The organism is Acinetobacter sp. MB5, assembly GCF_003261585.1.
GTDB lineage: Bacteria > Pseudomonadota > Gammaproteobacteria > Pseudomonadales > Moraxellaceae > Acinetobacter.
The window spans coordinates 107,618-122,451 of record NZ_POVU01000005.1; the positions used below are offsets into that span (position 1 = coordinate 107,618).

Annotated in this window: 14 protein-coding genes; 9 read left to right on the forward strand and 5 right to left on the reverse strand. The window is 42.2% G+C overall.

Features of this window, described 5'->3' with window-relative positions:
• Window positions 1-21: 21 nt before the first annotated feature.
• The 6 genes from dnaX to C1A47_RS08390 all read left to right on the forward strand — a co-directional run bounded on the left by dnaX (window position 22) and on the right by C1A47_RS08390 (window position 6,877).
• Complete coding sequence (dnaX, locus tag C1A47_RS08365) at window positions 22-1,953, forward strand: DNA polymerase III subunit gamma/tau (protein WP_111894318.1); 1,932 nt, start codon at window positions 22-24, stop codon at window positions 1,951-1,953.
• A 144-nt stretch (window positions 1,954-2,097) separates the two neighbouring features.
• Window positions 2,098-2,607, forward strand: coding sequence for a low molecular weight protein-tyrosine-phosphatase (locus tag C1A47_RS08370; protein ID WP_111894320.1), 510 nt, complete (start codon window positions 2,098-2,100; stop codon window positions 2,605-2,607).
• A gap of 15 nt (window positions 2,608-2,622) precedes the next feature.
• Entirely contained in the window at window positions 2,623-3,663 is a 1,041-nt protein-coding gene (gene murB, locus C1A47_RS08375; protein ID WP_171294360.1) for a UDP-N-acetylmuramate dehydrogenase, read from the forward strand.
• Window positions 3,663-4,793: a YdcF family protein gene (locus C1A47_RS08380; protein ID WP_111894324.1), complete on the forward strand. Its 1,131-nt coding sequence runs from the start codon at window positions 3,663-3,665 to the stop codon at window positions 4,791-4,793. The genes murB and C1A47_RS08380 overlap by 1 nt, the downstream gene beginning before the upstream one ends.
• Window positions 4,793-5,824, forward strand: coding sequence for an alpha/beta hydrolase (locus C1A47_RS08385; protein WP_111894326.1), 1,032 nt, complete (start codon window positions 4,793-4,795; stop codon window positions 5,822-5,824). The genes C1A47_RS08380 and C1A47_RS08385 overlap by 1 nt, the downstream gene beginning before the upstream one ends.
• 39 nt (window positions 5,825-5,863) lie before the next feature.
• Window positions 5,864-6,877 (forward strand): alpha/beta fold hydrolase, encoded by a 1,014-nt coding sequence (locus C1A47_RS08390; RefSeq protein WP_111894328.1) that lies wholly within the window; start codon window positions 5,864-5,866, stop codon window positions 6,875-6,877.
• A gap of 18 nt (window positions 6,878-6,895) precedes the next feature.
• Here C1A47_RS08390 and C1A47_RS08395 read toward each other — a convergent pair whose 3' ends face one another.
• From C1A47_RS08395 to C1A47_RS08410, 4 genes are all read right to left on the reverse strand, one after another.
• Entirely contained in the window at window positions 6,896-8,566 is a 1,671-nt protein-coding gene (locus C1A47_RS08395; protein WP_111894330.1) for an FMN-binding glutamate synthase family protein, read from the reverse strand.
• A 216-nt stretch (window positions 8,567-8,782) separates the two neighbouring features.
• Entirely contained in the window at window positions 8,783-9,952 is a 1,170-nt protein-coding gene (locus C1A47_RS08400; RefSeq protein WP_111894332.1) for a cupin domain-containing protein, read from the reverse strand.
• 18 nt (window positions 9,953-9,970) lie between these two features.
• On the reverse strand, window positions 9,971-10,564 hold the full coding sequence (locus C1A47_RS08405; protein ID WP_111894334.1) for a Maf family protein: 594 nt from the start codon (window positions 10,562-10,564) through the stop codon (window positions 9,971-9,973).
• Window positions 10,564-10,947: a DUF2237 family protein gene (locus tag C1A47_RS08410; RefSeq protein ID WP_111894336.1), complete on the reverse strand. Its 384-nt coding sequence runs from the start codon at window positions 10,945-10,947 to the stop codon at window positions 10,564-10,566. Before C1A47_RS08410 ends, C1A47_RS08405 begins: the two co-directional genes overlap by 1 nt.
• A gap of 146 nt (window positions 10,948-11,093) precedes the next feature.
• Between C1A47_RS08410 and C1A47_RS08415 the strand changes: the two genes are divergently transcribed.
• The 3 genes from C1A47_RS08415 (at window position 11,094) to fba (ending at window position 13,690) form a co-directional block, all read left to right on the forward strand.
• Window positions 11,094-12,281, forward strand: a complete 1,188-nt coding sequence (locus tag C1A47_RS08415) for a phosphoglycerate kinase (RefSeq protein WP_111894338.1) — start codon at window positions 11,094-11,096, stop codon at window positions 12,279-12,281.
• A 19-nt stretch (window positions 12,282-12,300) separates the two neighbouring features.
• Window positions 12,301-12,534: a hypothetical protein gene (locus C1A47_RS08420; RefSeq protein ID WP_111894340.1), complete on the forward strand. Its 234-nt coding sequence runs from the start codon at window positions 12,301-12,303 to the stop codon at window positions 12,532-12,534.
• Between the two features lie 121 nt (window positions 12,535-12,655).
• A complete protein-coding gene (gene fba, locus C1A47_RS08425) occupies window positions 12,656-13,690 on the forward strand; it encodes a class II fructose-bisphosphate aldolase (RefSeq protein WP_004752357.1) in 1,035 nt (344 codons plus the stop codon).
• 128 nt (window positions 13,691-13,818) lie between these two features.
• Here the strand turns inward: fba and C1A47_RS08430 are convergent, their stop codons facing one another.
• Window positions 13,819-14,577 carry an SDR family NAD(P)-dependent oxidoreductase gene (locus tag C1A47_RS08430; protein ID WP_111894342.1) on the reverse strand — a complete coding sequence of 253 codons (759 nt, stop codon included), beginning with the start codon at window positions 14,575-14,577 and terminating at the stop codon, window positions 13,819-13,821.
• Window positions 14,578-14,834 lie beyond the last annotated feature (257 nt).

A 14,834-nucleotide genomic window follows, 5' to 3' on the forward strand; every position in this document is an offset into this window, starting at 1 on the left:
GCAACGTGGAAAGGAGCATACATGTATCAAGTTCTTGCTAGAAAATATCGTCCTCGTAATTTCAATGAATTAGTTGGGCAAAACCATGTGGCTAGAGCACTGATTAGTGCTTTAGAGCGTGGACGTTTGCATCATGCTTATTTGTTTACAGGGACACGTGGCGTAGGGAAAACCACCATTGCGCGGATTTTGGCAAAGTGCTTGAACTGTGAAACAGGGGTGACAGCAACTCCGTGTGAAACCTGTGCAACCTGTCGTGCGGTCAATGAAGGGCGTTTTATTGATCTGATTGAGATTGATGCGGCTTCGCGTACCAAAGTGGAAGACACGCGTGAGTTACTCGACAACGTTCCTTATGCACCGACGCAAGGGCGGTTTAAGGTTTACCTGATTGACGAAGTACACATGCTTTCTACGCATTCTTTCAATGCTTTGCTGAAGACATTGGAAGAGCCGCCTGAGCACGTTAAATTTCTGTTTGCAACCACCGATCCACAAAAATTACCGATTACTGTTATTTCACGTTGTTTGCAATTTACCTTGCGTCCTTTGGATGCCAATGAAATTCATCATCACCTTGATGTTATTTTAATTAAAGAACAGATACAGGCTGAGCCAGATGCGCTTTGGCAAATCGCTGAGGCAGCACAAGGGTCACTGCGTGATGCCTTGTCTTTAACTGATCAGGCCATTGCCTATGGTCAGGGTAAAGTCCAGCATCAAGATGTCAAAGATATGCTCGGTCTGATTGATCGCTCGATTATTTATGATTTGATTCTTGCGATTCATCAAAATCAACCTCAACAGGTCAGTCAGTTATTGCTGCAATTTCGTCAGCAAGCACTGGATGTGGCATTGGTGCTGGATCAGCTCATTTCGACCTTGCATGAACTGGCACTGATGCAATATTTGCCAGATTTAAGTTTGAAATACAGTCAGGAAATTAATCAGAAAATTAAGAAACTGGCTCAAGTGGTGTCTGCACAAGATTTGCAATTGTATTATCAAATCGCGTGTAAAGGTCGTTCCGAGTTAACATGGGCGGTGACACAAGAGCAAGGTTTTGAAATGTGTATCTTGCGCTTGCTCGCATTTCGTCCCTTACAGGTCAATGAAGTGATTCAAACGGTTGAATCTCCTTCATCTGTTGCTTTTGATGCACCTGCGATAAGCTTGCCTGAGCCTGAGCCTGAGCCAATTGTCATTGAAGTCGAGCCACGGGTTGAGTCACCGAAAACCTTAGTCGAGTTTGATGCAGTCGATGAAAGCACCCTGATTGAGGTTGGCTTACCTTCAGCCCAACATCCAGTGATTGCCGCTAATATTTACACAGAAGACAATCTTTTCCCGTTTGCATTGCCTGAAGAACTTGAGCAACAGACTACACAGCATATTCAGCCATCTGAACCTGAAGCAGATACGTTCTCGTTATTTGCTGAGTCTGTTGTTGAGCCAGTCTCTGAACCGGTGATTGAGCAACCTGTTACTGCTTCGAACAAAGATGATCTTGTTGAATCAGATGCACAACTGTTACCACAAGATATTTTAAAATTGCCTGAGCAACAGCTCGAAGGTGAGTGGACAGTTGAAAAATGGGAATACTGGTTTAGAAATAGTGCATTATCGCCTGCGGTTCAAGAACTGGCACAGTATGGTTTAATGCATGGACAAATTAATGGTGAAAGTATTTTTCATATTCCCCAGCAATATGAAAAATTATTGACTCAACAGCAACATAATCTCGAACAAGCATTGAAAGACCAGTGGCAAAATACGCATTTTTCGGTGCAGTATGGTGATGTCACTCAAGTCACGCCGTATATGATGCAGCATTTACGTCGTGAAAAAGCGCAACAACGCGCTGCTGATCTGATTCATCAAGATCCGATTGTGCAGCAGTTACTCAATACATTCGATGGTGATATTCAGCAGATTCAACTCAAACATGATTAAGTCAAGACTTTGCTGAACAAGATACAAGATCGTTGTATTTCTTTACAAGAAATAGCGTTTGTTTAAGCAAAGTCTATAGAGCTGTATTTCATCTTTGAAATGAAAATAATATAATTGATATTTAAGCAATTATTGAGGTCGGACATGTCGTCGCAACAGCCTTACAAGGTTTTGTGTGTATGCTTGGGAAACATTTGCCGTTCTCCAACTGCTGAAGCGGTTCTGCGCCACTTCTGTCAGCAACAGCAACTCAATGTACATGTCGATTCTGCTGGAACAGCCGCCTATCATATTGGTGAAGCGCCTGACTCTCGTAGCCAGCAATATGCGAAGCAAAGAGGTTATGATCTGTCTAATTTGCGCGCACGCCAACTCTCTCCCCAAGATTTTCAGGATTTTGATTTAATTCTCGCAATGGATGAACAAAATCTTAAAAATATTCAAAGTATTGAACAGCAAGCCCAAGCACAGTTTTCTACACAAAGCCTTCGTGCACAGGTCGCAATGATGACTGAACATGCCCAAGCATTGAAAGGACAACCCATTTCAGATCCATACTATGGCGGTGCAGCAGGTTTTGAGCAGGTACTCGATCAGTGTGAAATTGCCAGTCAGGCATGGGTTCTTGTCTTTAAGTCTTCACAAAAACAATAAGGTTCTGTTTCAGTGATTCAAGTTAAACCACATTTTCAACTGCAAGCGTTGAATACATTACATTTAAGTTCAGTTACATCACATTATGTACAGATTGCCTCAACTGTTGAGCTTGAGGAAGCGCTGGCTTATGCAAAAGCTGAGCAGTTGAATGTTCTGATCCTTTCTGGTGGAAGCAATATGTTACTTCCTCAACAGATCCGAGCATTGGTGATTCATATCAATCTTCAAGGTATAGATATTCTTGATGAAAATGATCAGCATGTTCGAGTGAAAGTTGGAGCAGGGCAAAACTGGCACGAATTTGTTTTGTATAGCACAGCGCATGAGTGGTTTGGCTTACAAAATCTCGCTTTGATTCCGGGCTTGGTTGGTGCATCGCCTGTACAAAATATTGGTGCGTATGGAGTTGAAGCGGGTGAGTTTATTGAACAGGTTCATGTCTATGACCGTGAGCTTGAACAGTTTGCAAATTTAAGTGCTGCAGAATGTCATTTTTCTTATCGTCACAGTATTTTTAAAGAACAGCCAAACCGTTATGTGATTGTTGCAGTGACATTTAAGCTCTGCAAACAGCCCAATTTAAAATTGGCTTATGGCGATTTACGTCAAGCTGTTGGTGAAGATCAGACCGCAGAAAATCTGCAAAAACAGGTGATTGCAATTCGCCAAAGTAAATTGCCTGACCCCAAAGAATATCCAAATGTTGGAAGCTTTTTCAAAAATCCAATTATTTCTACTGCGCAATATGAGCAACTGTCTCAGCAGTATCCAAATCTGCCACATTACCCACAGCCCAATGGTGATATGAAAATTGCAGCAGGCTGGCTGATTGATCAGGCGGGTTGGAAAGGGCAACGCTTGGGTGCAGTTGGAATGTTTGCACGACAAGCACTGGTTCTTGTGAATTATGAATCTGCCGATTTGAGTGATGTACAGCGGACCTATCGTGCCGTTCAAGCGGCTGTTCAACAAAAATTTAATATTGCTCTTGAGCCTGAGCCTGTATTGTTTAATGAATCGGGTCTGATTCAACCGCATGTGAGTACCAACTAATGGCTGATAAACAACATTGGATGATCGGTATAGTGCGAATAGCTGCTGTGCTATTTGCCCTGATTGCATGTCTGACAGTGTTGGTTTATACGCCGTTTTATTCAAAATTTGTTATTTTCTTGCTGAATCGGTTTGTGCCAGTTGAAGTCAATACGGTTGCAGCTCGTAGTCAGCAGATGGCGGCTTTAAGTGAACATGATGATCTGGAGCCAGGCTCGGACTTATGGGTCGCTCGGCAAGCGTATTTGAAAGTCATGCAAGAAGCGGCACGAAAACAAGATGCAGCAAGCCTAAACATTATTCAGGCACGTTATGATCTTTTACAGTCTGAAATTAAGCGTAATCAGGATCATGAAGATGCTTTGCAGCCTGATCAGCAGATTGAACGTGTACTCAAGCACAAAAAACATGAGCTTCGTGAAGAACTTGAAGCAGACAATACGAAATTGGCCAGTGAAATTGCCAATTTAGACATGCCAGATAATCTGGCATTAATGGATAAATATATTCACTTCCTAAAAACATTTCCTGTTGATGCCAGTGCCAGTGAAGTGGTGAATCAGCAAATGTATAAAGAGTTGAAACAGGGTAATAACTCTGAAACTCGACGTACGGATGCGACACAGCCCTCAGCCATTGTGGTTTTGGGTGGTGGTTTAACCTTGGCACCAAATCGTAAAGACATTGTGGTGAATAATTACACACGCTTGCGTTTAGAAAAAACCTTAGAATTAGAAAAGAAAAATCATTTACCGATTGTATTAAGTGGTGTTGAAGCGCCTTATATGCAAGTTTGGTTAAATCAGCATGGTGTCTCAGCGACGTTGTTAGAAAATCGGAGTATGAATACCTGTGAAAATAGCCGCTTTAGTTCATTATTATTACAAAAGAAAGGTGGAGCACCGAAAGTGATGCTAGTAACCGATGAATATCACATGCCACGTACTCGGCGTTTATTTGCAATGAATGGAATCGCAACAATTCCAGTCAATGCACCAATGCCAACTTCATTAACCACATGGAAACCATCGGTTCAGAACTATGATCATAGTCGCCGTGCGAACTATGAATTACTTGCCACAATTCGTGATGTCGTTTTTGGTGTCAGTGATTGTCGGGAGGTGCCTTAATGGCTGATACTCCATTTTTAACACCATCTATTTTAAAGCAGTTAAATTTACCTGTTCCGAGTCGGGAAGTCACAGCAAATTTACTGCCTCAGTTAAATTTGAATCGGGCCTTTGAACCTTCTGATGATTTAATCGCTTACCAAAAACTGTATGGCTTAGATAAGTTAGATTGTCATCATTGGCAAGGCTACATCGAAATGCCCTTGTTTAAGCTGCATACCCAAGTCTTTGAACCGAAAGGTGTGCCTGTACAGGGAACGGTGTTTTTGCTACATGGTTACTTAGAGCATAGCGGGATTTATCAGCCAATTATTGCTGAAATTCTGTCTCAGGGTTTTAGTGTGTTGGTCTTTGACTTGCCAGGGCATGGGTTGAGCAGTGGTTCGCCTGCGAGTATTCAGGATTTTGATCATTATCAGGATGTTTTGACTGCGGTTTACCACTATGTCAAAAATGCAGACCAGTTGCCAAAACCATGGCTCGGCATTGGACAAAGTACAGGTGGTGCGATTTTTATGCATCATTTACTGGCTTATGCTGAACAGCGGAAAAATCCATTTGTTGATCGGGTTTTGCTTTTATCCCCATTGGTTCGACCTGCCAAAACTGCATGGTGGCATAACCCTGTTGGACTCGGTATTATTCGTCGCGTCCGTCGTCAGGTTCCACGTCATTTTCGTCGTAATAACCATAACCCCGAGTTTTTGCGCTTTGTCCGTTTAACGGATCCTTTGCAGCCAAGAATGATGGGCATGGACTGGATTTTAGCCATGTCGAAATGGATGCAGGAAATGGAAGAACGACCAGCATGTCGTATCCCAATCTGGTTGGCACAGGGCGCACGAGATCAGACGGTAGACTGGAAATACAATATTGAATTTATTCGTAGAAAATTCCGTTTACAGACTTTGTTGATGCTTGAAGAAGGTTCACATCAATTGATTAATGAACGTGCAGATATTCGTGCTGCATTGACAGGATTAATCCCCGCATTTTTACATGCTAACCACAGTCAACCCTATTTTGAATAGATCTCAATAGCGCAGTTTATCTTTGCTCAAGGATTTTGCATGAAGCAAAAAACGCTGCGCTATACCTTAGCCATTCTGGGCTTAAGTGTCTTTACAAGTCTCCCGGCTTTTGCTGAACCAAGCTATGGTGAACACTTAGAAGGATTTCAGTATCCGTATCCGCTACAATTTTTCCAGTTTGACTCACAGCAACAGAACCTGAAAATGGGCTATATGGATGTGCATCCAAAACATGCCAATGGTCGAACTGTGGTTTTGTTGCATGGAAAAAATTTCTGCGCTGCGACATGGCAAAACACCATACAGGTTTTAACCCAACAGGGTTATCGTGTGGTTGCGCCTAATCAAATTGGATTCTGCACATCAACAAAGCCCGATGGTTATCAGTACAGTTTTCAGCAGCTTGCTGGAAATACCCATGCTTTATTACAACACCTTAATATTTCCAATGCAGTGATTATGGGACATTCGACAGGAGGTATGCTTGCGGTTCGATATGCGCTGATGTATCCGAAAGAAACGCAGCAATTGCTGCTGGTCAATCCAATTGGTTTGGAAGATTGGAAAGCCAAAGGTGTACCATACCGCACGATTGATCAATGGTATGAACGAGAGTTAAAACTGAGTGCACAAAGTGTTCATGCGTATGAACAAAAAACCTATTATATGGGGCACTGGAAACCAGATTATGATCGCTGGGTGGATATGTTGGCAGGTTTAAATACAGGCCCAGGCCATAAAAAAGTGGCTTGGAATTCAGCCTTGATCTACGACATGATCTTTACGCAACCTGTGTATTATGAACTTCCAAACATTCAGGTACCGACTGTTTTATTTATTGGCACCAGTGATACGACAGCGATTGGTAGTGATATTGCACCGCCTGAGGTCAAACAGCAAATTGGTCATTACAATGTATTGGGAAAACAGGCAGCTCAGCGTATTCCACATGCCAAGCTAGTTGAATTTGCCAATATGGGTCATGCACCGCAAATGCAAGACCCAGCGAAATTTAACCGCGCTTTATTGACTGAATTAAAAATGGTTCAATAAAATAAATTGGTGCTGAATCTAAAAAGTTTCAGCACTTGCCATATTCCACATCCGATAATAAAAGTTTTCCTCATCTTTCATTTCACAGTTCAGCAGTTCACCACCTTTAAAGAAAAAGTGTAGTTGAGCATAGTTTTTGATTTCACGGTCATTGAGGCGCTGTGCCAAATGATGCGCTTTCACTTCAGATGGGTGCTCCAAACCTGCCGCGGCAATCAATTCTGACAGCGCATGCAAAGTGTTTTTATGGAAATTAAACACTCGTTCAGCTTTGGTTGGGACATGTAATGCTTTTTGGCGGTCTTGATCTTGTGTGGCGACACCGACAGGGCACAAGTTTGTATGGCAGCTTTGCGCTTGAATACAACCAATGGCAAACATAAAGCCGCGTGCAGAATTGACCCAGTCAGCGCCCAATGCAAAAGTGCTGGCAATATCAAATGCACTAATCACTTTGCCACTTGCCCCAATCTTGATGTGCTGACGCAAGTTGGTGCCAACGAGTGTGTTATGTACAAAACGTAAGCCTTCACGCAGTGGTGTACCCATATAATCACTCAGTTCAATCGGCGCTGCTCCTGTACCGCCTTCAGAGCCATCCACAACGATAAAGTCAGGATAAATTTGAGTTTTTAGCATGGCTTTGACAATGCTCATAAATTGCCAAGGTTGTCCGATACAGAGTTTAAATCCAACGGGTTTACCATCAGAAAGTTCACGTAGTTGTTGTAAAAATTGCAGCATTTCAATTGGGTTGCTAAAAGCTGAATGTCGGGCAGGGGAAATACAATCCTGATCCCGAGAAACTCCACGAATTTGGGCAATTTCTGCTGTAATTTTCTTTTTAGGCAAAATACCGCCATGTCCAGGTTTAGCGCCTTGTGACAGTTTAAGCTCAATCATTTTGATTTGTGGGCGTTTGGCTTGTTCGCTAAATTTCACAGGATCAAAATGCCCATCGAGCGTACGGCAGCCAAAGTAGCCACTGGCAATCTGCCAAACGACATCACCACCATTCTCTAAATGATAGGGACTCAGGCTACCTTCACCCGTGTCATGATAAAAGCCACCCATTTTTGCACCTAAGTTGAGTGCACGAATTGCATTGGCACTCAAACTCCCAAAACTCATGGCTGAAATATTCATGATCGAGGCATTGTAAGGCTGTTTGCATTGGACATTCCCAATTTGAATACGAAACGTGCTGGGATCGGCAGGTTTGCAGGGTAGCATTGAATGCGTGATAAAACGGTAGTCTTCCTGATAGACATCAATAATTGAGCCAAAAGGCTTGTCTGAATTTTGATTTTTTGCCCGTCGATAGACCAAAGAGCGTTGCACACGAGAAAATGGAAGGGCATCTTGCTCAGCTTCAATAAAATATTGTCGAAATTCAGGGCGAAATTCTTCAAATAAAAAGCGGAAATGTCCCATGATCGGATAGTTTTTTAAAATGGAATGTCGGTTTTGTAGAAGATCATAGACACCGAGCATACTGAGTAAAAAACTGATGAGCCAAAGACTGTGAATAACAGGCGTGCTAAAGAAGTATTCAGGGTATTTAGGATTATCAAACAGTTCAAAAAAGCTCAGCGCAATAAAAATGAATAAGCAAAGAAACCAAACTGAGTGACGTGAGAAAAATGTATTGAGTAAGCGATGTCGAATTGTCTGTGCTGGGCTTGCCATTTTTTATTTTCAAATAAGTGAATAATATCAATCAAATTGCCAATATCGATTCAAGAGTGCAAGTTGTAATTTGTTATTGATGCAGTATTTAGGATCGTTGTCAGAATGGTATGATATTAAGATTCTTGAATAAGGACTTATTCTTGATTTTATTCGAATGACTTAAAAGCGATCTGAAAAACATTTGAATTCGCCAGATCGCTAAATCTTTGAATATTACGCGTCTTCGTCAGGCGGTAATAACATTAAGATGGATTCGTTCAGCAAGTGTGCTAAATCTTCCAGACTTTCCTCTTGAGAAAATTCTTGGTTAAGTTCAAAACGTTGACCATCAGCAATTGCTGCCAACATTTCGGCAAACTCAGGTGAAATGCACAGTGCTTCGCCGTTGCCCCAGAACAGGGTTTCATTATCCTGCTGTTTGTAGAGTAAGCGTGATGCAGGTTCAAGTTGCAGTAAATAGCCTTGATCTAGCACAGCTTCTAAATCAGCGACTTCAATTTCATCAGGCTCTGGCACATTGTCAGGATATTTTGGTTCGCTCATCAGCGACATAATTGCAGCATCAAGCAAAGGTGAATCCTGTAACTGGGCTAAAACTTGCTGTTTGAGATAGCTGAGTTCTTCGGCATCAATCTGACCGACACGGTGAGGGAGTGTGCGTGCAATATCTGCCAATGGATTTTTTAGTAAAGCATTGTCAGCAAACTGGTCACTTACGCGATCCATCATGTTCGCTACATTTGGCATACGGAAACCAAAAGAGAACGTTAAGCAGTCATCTTCTGCAACGCCGTAGTGTGACAAACCTGGTGGGACATACAACAAGTCACCTGGTGCAAGCACTTCATCAAAATTGATGTCCATTTCAGGCAAGAGTTTTAGTGGTTGATTTGGCACAAATGCGGTGTCTGCATCGCACATTTGACCAAGCTGCCAGCGGCGATGACCATAGCCTTGAACCAAGAACACATCATAAAAGTCAAAGTGTTGACCCACTGAACCGCCTTTTGGTGCATAAGACACCATAATGTCATCGCGGCGCCATTGTGGAATAAAGCTGAACTGTTGCCAAAGTTCCGCCAAATCCATTGAATAATGGTCAACAGCTTGAACCAGAAGCGTCCATAATTTTGGCATTTTCTGGAAATCACTTTTGGCTAAAGGTGACGATTTCACTGACCACTGGTTTGGATCACGATCTTTCTGCTTGATCAAACGTGCGCTGACATTGTCTTCAAGCGCCAGTTCCATCACATCTTTGGGTTCTAAAATGTTGGCAATTTCAGGAAGTGCCCGACGAACCAGCAGTGGTTTTTTCTGCCAGTATTCATTGAGGAATTGTTCTGCGGTGATACCGCCTAAAATGGTTAAAGGTTGAGACATGCGAGTACCTTTAAAAGATTAAGGAATTTGAATCTGTAGTTGGCGCAGTAGTGTACACAGTTGAATCATCGGTAGCCCCATCAATGTGGTCTGATCTTGTCCAGTCATGCTGGCAAATAGGCTAATTCCTAGACTTTCGCATTTAAAACTGCCTGCGCAGTGGAGTGGTTGATCTTTTTCAATATAGCGCTGAATTTCTGTCAAGCTGAGTTCACGGAATTTGACTTGGTAGCGTTCAACCAAAGTCTGCTCAAAACCTGAAGCCAGATGTTGCACGCTTAAACCTGTGCTGAAATAAACTGTTTTTCCTGAGTTGAGTTGTAATTGCTGAATAGCATTTTCAACAGTCAACGGTTTACCCATAAAGTCCTGTGGTGCAGTTTCACGCCATGCCACCTGATCTGAGCCAATCACAATAGCATCGGGATATTGTTCAGCAATCACGCGGGCTTTTTCAAATGCCAGACGTTTTGCCAAATCATCCGCATGGATTTCATTTTGCGTTGACTCATCGATATCAGGCGCAATCGCCAAATACTCTAAACCTAAACGGTCCATCAGGGCTTTTCGGGTTTGACTACTCGATGCCAAAATAATCTGCGGTTGTTTCATTAGACAGCAAAGTCCATCAATACATCCATCGGTACATAGCTCAGCACCGACTGGTGACAAGCATGCAGTTTCAGCTTGGGTGCATGACCTGCTTCATAAGCTTCCACCCAACGATTAACACAGATACACCAAAAATCACCTGGTTTGAGTCCAGGAAAACCAATTTCAGGTAGGGGCGTAATCAGGTCATTGCCAATTTTTTGTGAAAAATTTAAAAAATCAGCGGTCATTCTGGCGCAAACGGTATGTTGGCCTAAGTCTGTGGTTGCAGTATGGCAAAAACCATTACGAAAGTAGCCTGTAATCGGGTCAAAACAACAGCTTGCCAGCGCTTCACCAAACACATTCAGGCGGTTGATTTTTGGATCTGGATGAATAGACATACAAAATAATATTTTTAAAAGATGTCTTATCATAATCAAAACCACATTTTTCTACAGCTTTTCTACTAAAGAAGCTAATTTTTTTTTGCATAATCATTTAAAATGTCGCGATTTTAAATTTCAGCAAACCAGAAAGAGAGCATTCCATGAATTTTCAGCGCATGACAGACCTTGATTTAACAGGGAAACGCGTCCTTATTCGTGAAGATTTGAACGTGCCTGTTAAAAATGGTGTGATTACCAGTGATGCACGTTTGCGTGCTGCACTTCCAACAATTAAAGCAGCTCTTGAGAAAGGCGCAGCAGTTATGGTGTTTTCACACCTTGGTCGACCAGTGGAAGGCGAGCCAAAACCAGAACAATCTTTAGCACCTGTTGCTGCTTACTTAACTGAAGCATTGGGGCAAAATGTACAACTGATCACTGACTATTTAGAGGGTGTTGAAGTTCAAGCAGGTCAGGTGGTGTTGCTTGAAAATGTGCGTTTTAATCACGGTGAAAAGAAAAACAATTCTGAACTTGCACAAAAATATGCAGCACTGTGTGATGTATTTGTGATGGATGCCTTTGGTACAGCACACCGTGCAGAAGCATCAACTGAAGGTGTGGCACGTTTTGCGCCAGTTGCAGCAGCAGGCCCATTGCTTGCAGCTGAGCTTGATGCTCTAGGCCGTGCCTTACAAACTCCAGCGAAACCAATGGTTGCGATTGTTGCAGGTTCTAAAGTTTCAACGAAGCTCGATGTTTTAACTTCACTTTCAACGATTTGTGACCAGATTATTGTGGGTGGTGGTATTGCGAATACATTCTTGGCGGCAGCAGGCTTCAATGTTGGTAAATCACTGTATGAAGCTGACCTGATCGACACTGCAAAAGCGATTGCAGCAAAAGTATCTGTTCCTTTACCAACAGATGTTGTGGTTGCTGATGCAACACAAATCAACTTTGAAGATTTCTTGGGTTCTTTAGCCAACACACCTGCAATTGTGAAAAAAGTTGAAGATGTTGCAGAAAACGACATGATTCTAGATGTTGGTCCTGAAACAGCAGCGACTTTTGCAACATTATTGAAACAATCCAAGACTATTCTATGGAATGGCCCAGTTGGGGTGTTTGAAGTCGATCAATTTGGCGAAGGCACAAAAGCATTGTCATTGGCGATTGCAGAAAGCGAAGGTTTCTCGATTGCAGGTGGTGGTGACACATTGGCTGCGATTGATAAATATGATGTTGCATCTCAAATCAGCTATATTTCAACAGGCGGCGGTGCGTTTTTAGAATTTGTAGAAGGTAAAACTTTGCCTGCAGTTGCGGTTTTACTTGAGCGTGCCTAAGTCTTCTTAGGAGCGTTTCATGAAAAAACAATTGATCATTGCATTGGCATGCCTTGCACCGCTTGCATTCACTGCGTGTTCAAAAAAATCAGAAGATGCTAATACTGAGCAATCAGCAGTAGCATCGGATGACCAGCCGACATCTCCAGAACAGCAGGCAAAAATTGATGCTTTAGACAAACCTGTACTTGATGAAAAAAATACAGATGTTAAAAAAGCAAATGCTCATGCTTCTGAAGTGAAAGTGCAATGATTTGTTGATTTTTTAATTAAAATCCCTGCCGATGCAGGGATTTTTTTTTAAATGATGTTTTTTGATGCTGAATTGCAATCGAGCAGCATGTAGAATAAGGCCCACTACCTGGGAGGATACTATGGCTCTTATTTCGTTGCGCCAGCTCTTGGATCACGCTGCAGAACACAACTACGGCGTACCAGCATTTAACGTAAACAATCTAGAACAAATGCGTGCAATCATGTTGGCTGCAGATGCAACTAACTCACCTGTTATTGTTCAAGCATCTGCGGGTGCTCGTAAATATGCAGGCGCACCATTCTTGCGTCACCTGATTTTGGCAGCAGTTGAAGAATGGCCACATATTCCAGTGGTAATGCACCAAGACCACGGAACGAGTCCTGACGTATGTCAACGTTCAATCCAGTTGGGCTTTAGCTCAGTGATGATGGATGGTTCTTTGGGAACTGATGGTAAAACACCAACAAGCTATGACTACAATGTTGACGTAACACGTCGTGTTGTTGCAATGGCACATGCGTGTGGCGTTTCTGTCGAAGGTGAAATCGGTTGTTTAGGTAGCCTTGAAACAGGCATGGCAGGCGAAGAAGATGGCGTAGGCGCAGAAGGCGTACTTGACCATTCTCAATTGTTAACTTCAGTTGAAGAAGCAACTCAATTCGTTGCAGATACCAATGTTGATGCCTTGGCAATTGCTGTAGGTACTTCACACGGTGCATACAAATTTACCCGTCCACCTACAGGCGACATTTTGGCAATTGACCGCATTAAAGAAATTCATGCGGCATTACCAAACACTCACCTTGTAATGCACGGTTCAAGCTCTGTTCCACAAGAATGGTTGAAAGTGATCAACGAATTTGGTGGTAACATTGGCGAAACTTACGGTGTGCCAGTTGAGCAGTTGGTTGAAGCAATCAAACACGGTGTTCGTAAAATCAACATCGACACTGACTTACGTTTGGCTTCTACTGGTGCGATTCGTCGCTTCTTGGCAGAAAACCCTGCTGAGTTTGACCCACGTAAATACTTCGCGAAAACTGTTGATGCAATGAAACAAGTCTGTATCGACCGTTACGAAGCATTTGGTACTTCAGGTAATGCTGACAAGATTCGTCCAATTTCTTTAGAGAAAATGGTTGAACGTTATTAATTGAGTCTTTGACCCAATTCAATTTATCTGACCCTAGTGTTAGATAGATCAGTTAAGGAGCTCGTGATAGCTCCTTAACTTTTTTGGTTTTATTGCCATAATTTAAATGAAACATTCGATATTTAAAGTCAGTTCATTTCAACCACTTTTAATGGATTAAAAGACTGCGAGGTTGGCATCATTTCAATACGGTTGATGTTGATATGCACAGGCTGAGCTGCGACCCATGCCACTGTATTGGCAATATCTTCAGGCAAGATCGGATTTTTGTGGTCGTATAAATCTTTGACTTTTTCTGCATCTCCTTTGAAGCGCACCAGAGAAAACTCAGTTCCACCACATAGCCCAGGTTCAATATTACAAACGCGTACACCTGTACCAGAGAGATCTGCACGAAGGTTTAAACTGAATTGTTTCACAAAGGCTTTAGTTGCACCGTAGACATTGCCCCCTGGATAAGGGTATGAACCTGCAATAGAGCCGATATTGATGACTAAGCCTGATTTTTTCTCCACCATATAGGGTAAAACCAAGTGCGTCATGGTGATCAGTCCTTTAATATTGGTATCGACCATACTGTACCAATCTTCTAGGTCTGCTTTATCTGCGGACTCTAAGCCGAGCGCCAAACCTGCGTTATTGACCAGTAAATCAATTTGACTGATTTGAAAAGCTTGTGGCACAGCAGCCAAGGCTTCTTTTAATTTTTCAGCGGAGTTCGTCAAGTCTAAGGCCAACGGATAGAAGGATTGTCCAAGTTCGGTATGGAGCTGATTTAGATTTTCTATACGCCGTGCAACCCCAATCACTTTATAACCTGACTCAACCAGCTTTTTCGCAATGTGATATCCAAAGCCTGATGAAGCACCAGTAACGATCGCTAACATGTTTATATCCTCTATTGAGTCCATCGGGTGGGCTTGATGGGCTAAGTCAACTGTACTTTGCAGTTCAAGATAGAGAATTTAAAAGTTGTAAAACAGATACAGTTTTGATTAAAAATAAGATACAGTTTTTGGGGAATAAGCAATTTTTAGAATTGACTGTAACATGGAATGGAATCGATAAAATTTTATTAATATTGATATAAATCAATATATTGAAATAATTTTATATCTCTTATAACAGGATATGTTCTTTGGCG

Coding starts and splice junctions, on each gene's coding strand:
- C1A47_RS08410 (WP_111894336.1), bottom strand. CDS start 10,947: ATGTCTATTCATCCAGATCCAAAAATCAACCGCCTGAATGTGTTTGGT.
- C1A47_RS08385 (WP_111894326.1), top strand. CDS start 4,793: ATGGCTGATACTCCATTTTTAACACCATCTATTTTAAAGCAGTTAAAT.
- C1A47_RS08370 (WP_111894320.1), top strand. CDS start 2,098: ATGTCGTCGCAACAGCCTTACAAGGTTTTGTGTGTATGCTTGGGAAAC.
- C1A47_RS08430 (WP_111894342.1), bottom strand. CDS start 14,577: ATGTTAGCGATCGTTACTGGTGCTTCATCAGGCTTTGGATATCACATT.
- C1A47_RS08395 (WP_111894330.1), bottom strand. CDS start 8,566: ATGGCAAGCCCAGCACAGACAATTCGACATCGCTTACTCAATACATTT.
- C1A47_RS08415 (WP_111894338.1), top strand. CDS start 11,094: ATGAATTTTCAGCGCATGACAGACCTTGATTTAACAGGGAAACGCGTC.
- C1A47_RS08420 (WP_111894340.1), top strand. CDS start 12,301: ATGAAAAAACAATTGATCATTGCATTGGCATGCCTTGCACCGCTTGCA.
- C1A47_RS08380 (WP_111894324.1), top strand. CDS start 3,663: ATGGCTGATAAACAACATTGGATGATCGGTATAGTGCGAATAGCTGCT.
- fba (WP_004752357.1), top strand. CDS start 12,656: ATGGCTCTTATTTCGTTGCGCCAGCTCTTGGATCACGCTGCAGAACAC.
- dnaX (WP_111894318.1), top strand. CDS start 22: ATGTATCAAGTTCTTGCTAGAAAATATCGTCCTCGTAATTTCAATGAA.
- C1A47_RS08405 (WP_111894334.1), bottom strand. CDS start 10,564: ATGAAACAACCGCAGATTATTTTGGCATCGAGTAGTCAAACCCGAAAA.
- C1A47_RS08400 (WP_111894332.1), bottom strand. CDS start 9,952: ATGTCTCAACCTTTAACCATTTTAGGCGGTATCACCGCAGAACAATTC.
- C1A47_RS08390 (WP_111894328.1), top strand. CDS start 5,864: ATGAAGCAAAAAACGCTGCGCTATACCTTAGCCATTCTGGGCTTAAGT.